6 protein-coding genes are annotated in these 6,572 nt (G+C 41.2%); 3 read left to right on the top strand and 3 right to left on the bottom strand.

Annotation, left to right across the window (positions count from 1 at the left end; genetic code table 11):
* Positions 1-4: 4 nt before the first annotated feature.
* The 3 genes from tnpB to LEP1GSC047_RS03255 all read left to right on the top strand — a co-directional run bounded on the left by tnpB (position 5) and on the right by LEP1GSC047_RS03255 (position 2,623).
* A complete protein-coding gene (gene tnpB / locus LEP1GSC047_RS22460) occupies positions 5-322 on the top strand; it encodes an IS66 family insertion sequence element accessory protein TnpB (protein WP_420323993.1) in 318 nt (105 codons plus the stop codon).
* 41 nt (positions 323-363) lie between these two features.
* Positions 364-1,935, top strand: a complete 1,572-nt coding sequence (gene tnpC / locus LEP1GSC047_RS03250; protein ID WP_020988197.1) for an IS66 family transposase — start codon at positions 364-366, stop codon at positions 1,933-1,935.
* Between the two features lie 175 nt (positions 1,936-2,110).
* Positions 2,111-2,623, top strand: a complete 513-nt coding sequence (locus LEP1GSC047_RS03255; protein WP_010417778.1) for a hypothetical protein — start codon at positions 2,111-2,113, stop codon at positions 2,621-2,623.
* Positions 2,624-2,777: 154 nt separating this feature from the next.
* Here LEP1GSC047_RS03255 and LEP1GSC047_RS03260 read toward each other — a convergent pair whose 3' ends face one another.
* The 3 genes from LEP1GSC047_RS03260 to LEP1GSC047_RS03270 form a co-directional block, all read right to left on the bottom strand.
* The gene (locus tag LEP1GSC047_RS03260) at positions 2,778-3,395 is read right to left on the bottom strand and encodes a hypothetical protein (RefSeq protein WP_010417776.1); all 618 of its coding nucleotides are present in this window, start codon (positions 3,393-3,395) and stop codon (positions 2,778-2,780) included.
* Complete coding sequence (locus tag LEP1GSC047_RS03265) at positions 3,379-4,059, bottom strand: hypothetical protein (protein WP_020988196.1); 681 nt, start codon at positions 4,057-4,059, stop codon at positions 3,379-3,381. Before LEP1GSC047_RS03265 ends, LEP1GSC047_RS03260 begins: the two co-directional genes overlap by 17 nt.
* The coding region (locus LEP1GSC047_RS03270; protein WP_020988195.1) for a TIGR04388 family protein at positions 4,056-6,572 on the bottom strand (2,517 nt) is incomplete at its 5' end. The genes LEP1GSC047_RS03270 and LEP1GSC047_RS03265, both read right to left, overlap by 4 nt.

Raw genomic sequence — 6,572 nt, forward strand, 5'->3', positions numbered from 1 at the left:
GAGTATAGTCGACGGGAGGACAGATATGAGGAATCGTGACGTTGAGTACTATAGTGAAAAGAATGTCGAGGATGTGTATTCGGATATCTGTTTTGTCTGTGCAGAGTTGTTCTGTGGCAAGAGCCGAGATCGATTGAAATGTCTGTATTGGGACGGAAACGGCTTTTGCATATGGCAGAAGCGGCTCGAAAAGGGAAAGTTTCCGTGGCCTGAATCGGAGGAATCGGCGTTGGACTTAAGTTGGCGTGAAGTATCCTGGCTACTGAAGGGTATAGATTTTAGAAAAGAGCATCGATTAATGGATGTATCCGGCCTTCGATAAAAAGTTCTTGAAGAAAGCAGGACAAGAAATATAAAAGCAGAGTGTCTAGAGAGGAACTTTTAGCGGAAAACGAAGAGCTTAAAGTATTATTGCATAATATACAGAAAGATAATGCGTCTCTTCGTTCTAAGATTAGTTCTTTGGAGAATCTCGTTCTCGGCTATCGCAAAGAATTGTATGGAAGCAAATCGGAGAAGATAGACCCGAGCGAAATCCTACAGGGAAAATTGTTCAACGAAATAGAAGAATCACAAAACGATTCTCCCGGGTTATACAATGGACATGCGGACGAGAAAGTCGAAATCCATTCTCATACTCGCAAAAAACCTGGTAGAAAGCCGATCCCGGATCATATACCGAGAGAGGAAATCATTCATGATATCCCTGAATCGGAGAAGATCTGTAACTGCGGGCAAGAACTTAGCCGGATCGGAGAAGAGACATCCGAGAAGCTGGATATCATTCCTCAGAAGGTATTTGTTGTAAAACACATCCGATACAAATACGCATGCAAACATTGTAATGGAGACGAAAGAAACGAAGCGGGAAGCGTAATAAAGACGGCCCCTCTTCCTCCGCAGTTACTACCGCAAAGTATTGCAACGCCGGGGCTTGTAGCGTATCTCTTAACGAGTAAATTCGTAGATCATCTTCCATTTTACAGAATGGAGAAGATATTTCGTAGAATGGGTCTGGAATTGCCCCGTTCAACGATGTGCAATTGGACAAAACAAGTGTATGAGAAGTGCAAGCCATTCGTTTCTATTTTAAAACAACAGTTACTCGAAGGATCTTTGATCGGGATAGACGAAACTACGCTTCAAGTAATGAAAGAACCGAACAGATCCAATACGACTAAGTCGTATATGAGGCTGTTTCGAGGAGGTCATCCGGATAAACCGGTATTACTTTATCTTTATAGAGAAACAAGGTCTGCGGAGTTCATCCCGAAATTCTTGAATCGATACCAGGGTTGTATTCAGACCGACGCTTTTAGTAGCTATGATTCCAATTTTAGAAATTGGAAAGGAGTGCTTCATGGAGGATGCTTCGCGCACGCGAGAAGGAAATTTTACTCGGTCTGGCAGTCGGAAGAAGATCGTATTGCAGGCTATGTCATCTTAAGACTCAGGGAAGTCTACGCGGTCGAAAAAGAAATTCGAAAACAAAAACTTCGCTCTCTATGTTTATTTTCAAAGATTCAAAAAATCAGGGAAGAAAAATCAAAACCTATTTTGGATGATTTAAAAACATTCTTAGACAGCGCCTATTCTCAAGTCCTTCCAAAGAGTCCGATCGGCGAGGCAATTCGTTATACCTTAAACGAATGGGAGCGATTGACGATTTATCTTTCTCATGGAGAATTTTATATCGATAACAATCTTGTCGAAAATGGAATTCGACCCTTCGTAATCGGACGAAAGAATTGGCTATTCTCAGGCAGCCCTGACGGAGCTGAGGCCAGCACTTTCTTTTTTTCTATCGTTCAAACCGCTATCGCTAACAAAAAAGATCCCTATGCCGTCCTTCGTACTCTTTTCGAAGGGGTGCCTGCCTCCCATTTAACACAAGATTTTGAAAGTCTTTTTTCAAAATCGATGGGATGGGTTTAATTGAGCGCTTACGTAAAACTCAAACTTCGGTTTTACAAGACTCAGTACAAAATAGGCTCCAAGAGATCATTTTCTGAATCTTTTTAATCAAAATGACCCTTTTATACCCGATTTTTCTCGACATTGAGGCCGAACTATGTTGCTTTGGTCCAAGTTGAGGAGTTTTTATACCTATATGAAACAGTGGAAGATCGTTCCAGTTCTCGTATTCTTACTTTCCGGAGTTCTCTCAGGTTCCTGTAAAAAAAGCAGCAGTGACGACACTGCACAAAACCTGGTTTTGTACCAAGCTCTTGGTATTGGAAAATGTGCGGTGATCTTTTCAGGAGTGCCAAAATTTGTCTCGCCAGTAACGCTTACGAAGGGTCAATCTGGAACGGCTTCGTTCATAGCACTCAATTCTTCGTTATCGATAAGTGCTGTAACTATCACGGTATCCGTAAGTGACCAAGTAACAGTTACTATTCCTGCTGGAGATACAATCACCTACAGCGCCTACGTTGGAGGTTGCCCGGTAAATACGGATACGGGAACAACTACGAATGTCTCCCAATTTACCGGCGGTGCCGGAAATGGGCTGAACGGGAACGCAACAACGACTTATACCACCGCAAAAGCAGGAACCTATACAATTTATTTCTCCGGTCCCGCTCCATCAAACCCAGCCATCACTGTCAGCATTCAGTAACTAACGTGACACCGGCCCTTGCGGGTCTCCTCGGGCTTAATACCCCCGACGAGACCCGATTTCTTTTATAAATGCTTCGCTATCTGGCACCTTTATTTGTAGCTTCAGTTTTTACGAGGCTCAGGATTTTCAAAAGGTGCGATTGATTAAGTGTTTACTCTTTTTCATTTATCTTTAACCTTAAGACTGCCTCAATGCAAGTATTCATATCTATTGATCGGCCGTCTCTTACAAGATTATAGTCAGTCAAGGTAGTCATTTTCTGCCCGTCAAAGTAAGAGCCTGCTGCCCAATCCTTTACACCTTCTAAATTCCTGCTAAATACGAGAATATGCGTTCCGTAAGACTCAGAAATTTTGGCACGTTCCAAGCGACCATCATACCCTAGCTCTATGTTATGTGCATCGAGCGTTCGGACCTTTCCTCGAAACAACCTTGCCTCGCCCGGGAATTTAAGTAGAAAGAAATGGTTTTTCAAATCTAGCTGAATGCAGTAGGAATTTTGAGTATCTATATAAAAATTCAGCAATTCGTTTACGTTTCTTTCGCCAGCTGTTACATAGTATCCGCTTGCTTCGTCATCGGAGTATTCTCGATCATCTTTCTCTAGATCATCGAAAGGAACAAAAGCGTCAGGATATTTTTCTAGTAACTTCTCATAAGCGCTCTTATGATTCATATAAAAATAGATCGAAAAACCGGCCATCAAAATCGCAAAGGCGATCCCGAGTGTTGCCAGAAGACGCTTTCTTGATTTACTCTGACTTTCCAATTGAAAATTTATCTGTGCAAAATTTCTTTAATGAAGGGTCGCTTACGGCCAATATTTCCAGCTTCGCAACATAATAGATGCCTTCGGTTGGCTTATAGTTAAGATCGATAGTTACGTCCGAATCAGGACTAACGGAGACCTCGAAGGATTTTTTCTCCTTAACTTTGCTCGTAACCTTCGGAACCATAGCATTGATTAAAACGAAGGAACCCTCGTAAAAGGTTACCTTTGCTTTTGTTATAGTTGACGCTTTAAATTTCTCGCTCTTTTTATCTTCGCAGAAATTCTGGAATTTTATAGCGTATTTATCATCCGACTTTGATTTTTTTGCATCTATAAAATCAAATTTATTCATTAAAAGAATAAATTCACCAATGCCATTTGAATCCGTCATGTTCCACTTAGTGTTAGGTGGGTTGTCATATATATAATTAAAGGTTTTAGGATCCATTCCTTTAATTACCTTAGTATTTTGATTAAATATTAATTTTTCGACGGACCTAGAGGCACTATAAATTCCAACGTCTTTCCCGCTGCCGGTCTTATCAAATAAACTACTAAAATACTCCAATACTTCTTTATTTATATCTATGGCATTTACAGGTGAAATAGAAAAAAGAAACGTAAACAAAAGAAATAGCTCGATTTTTTTTTTGATTCTCATCGTTTTTTCACCACAATAGTATTATAATTCCCCATACCAAGCAAATACTCCCCATATTTATAACGAACTAATTTATCAGTTTTATTAGAGTCCCTAACAATCCATTCGCCACGAACATCGTCATAGCCAATGATTGTCACTCTGTGACCTGATTGATAATCAACTCCGTCTGGTTTCACTGGTCGTCCTTTCGGATTAATATCCAAATTACCGGAGGCATCATATCTTGGTCCATCAATATACATACCCGCATTTATCATCTTGCCTTCTTTAAGAGCTTGTTTAATTGCTTCCAATTTTTCTATAGGAGTTGTTTTATTCTCTACTATGTTAACTGCTTTTAGCCCAAATTTATCTAAAATTTTATCGTAAGCAGCACCCATGTTAGTAGACATTTCAGCTGTTAAACCCATGTCGCGTTCCAAGTGCGCCAATTCTTCCACAGGTGACCTCCCAGAATTCCGAAGCATTACACCTGCTTGGATCAGCTGGTCTAATAAAGAATATGTTTGACAAACATTACGACCATCTTGAGTATATGTATACATTTTTAAATCTTTGCTTTCTTTAAGATTATCGTTTCTACCGCCGGACATCAGCTTGTTCTCGTAAGAAAGTACTTCCGTCTTCCCTTTAAAGTCCGAATACTGATATCCTTCTCCGACTCCGGTGTTAATGACTCCCTTTTCAAGATGAATCCTTTCTCCATCGACTCTATATTTAGTTCCTTCATTCTTGAAGATCTTCGTTAAATAATCGATATTCTTTTTGCTCCATTCTTGCCGCAGCTCTGTGGGAGAATAAAATTTGGCTAGCTTATCGGGCAGCGTGTCATTCAGTTTTGTTTGAGAGAACTCCTGATGATTCGCTTCAATCTTCTCTCGTTGAGATTCATATTTTGCGAACTTCTCACTGAAATCCGCTATCTCATTTTGCGCCCGCTTAACTTTGCTTTCATTTACCTTTTGCTTTGCATCAGGTTTTTGCGACTTCGCCAAATCTTCGGATAACCTACCATAATCTCTCTGCTTCAAGATACCAAAAATGGTTCTCTCCTCTCTTGCAATTCTGGAATTTCTTTTTTCAGCTGCTTCTCGGCCTTTTTGAGTCAATTCGCCGAGCTTCTCAAGATTATTTAAAACCTCATATTGTTTTGAAGCCATCCTCTGCTTAATAGTAGCGATCTCTTGCTTGACCTCTTCTTTATTTACTTTCTTGCTATTACTATTTAGGAGTTTCTCTTGCTCCTTAAGCTTTTTCTCATCCGTTGAATATTCTCTCTTCGATTTTACTAGATCGCTAATCGTTTTATTTGCCTGCTCGCCAGTATCTTTGAAAATCTTCGATTCCGCCTCAAGCATGCTTTTACGTTCTTCCATTTTCTGCGGATCTTTGCTCAGTCCTGTAACTTCTTCGTAAGACGCTTTAGCAGCTCGTTTCAAAAAAGCATCCAGGTTATAGTTATGAACCAGCACCCCAGCCTTCGTTATAAAATAACTGTGGTTGCCTTCCACCTCGAGGTTATAAACACGATCTTGCCTGCGGATCTCTTCTATCTTACGGATTCCTAATGTGCCCGTATACGTTTCCGACCAGTTAGGTGCATGGTTTGTTGCATTGCTTACTGAGGTTAACGATGCTCCGATCGGAATCTGTCTTGCATTCATCTCAGATAGAATCGCCGTATTCTGGATACTTGCCAGTGTCACGGACCGGTTGGCAGGTTGGAGGTCCTTCACTTGAGTCCAGCCTTGTCCCTTCACATAGAAGGGGTGATTCCAGGTCGTTTCTACTGTAGTTCCGTTGGTGTATGTGATCTTATGGATTAGAGGCACGTCATGGATGAAGGTTTCCGTGACCTTCTCAAAGGATAGCTTACCCGTATTCTCATTATGGGATAATACGTATTCTCCCACTCGGATCTTCTCGATTGGTTTAAAGCCCTCTTTTGTTCTGACTAGGGTACCGGCTACAAAACAGGAGTCGAATTCAAACTTCTTATTTCCGTCACTTCGTATACCACCCGTATCCGATACTCCAAACGAGAGCAATACGTCCGATTTCAAACGGGTCAACACATTTTCTAGGACTCCCTCTGAAGAGGCTCCCTTTTTCAGGCTTATATCAAGATCATACTTATCTTTCAATGCAGCGGCTGTGTTCTCAAACGTAGATTCCCAAGACTTCTGACCCAACTTTTCGATCGTCTTATCTTTATAGTTCTGATACATCGCAAGGACTTCATTCCCTCTTCCTTGAGCGATCATCTCCCTCACTGTAGATTCCTTGATCTGACCGTTCTCGGATAGCACATGTCCGACTACCTCTGCGTTATGGTTCACTCCTTCCGCATGGAGTTCTCCCGCGTGTTCTTGGATTACGTTATTATTAAGCTCGGTTTGGAAATTCGCATTCCCGTGGACTGATCCGAATTTATGTGTATTCGGATCAAAGTCTACCGAGGCGACTGTCGCTCCTCTGTATTGTCCGCTTAGATTAAAGCTGCCGTTGTT

The sequence above is a fragment of the Leptospira inadai serovar Lyme str. 10 genome, assembly GCF_000243675.2.
In the GTDB taxonomy this organism is placed as follows: Bacteria; Spirochaetota; Leptospiria; order Leptospirales; family Leptospiraceae; genus Leptospira_B; species Leptospira_B inadai.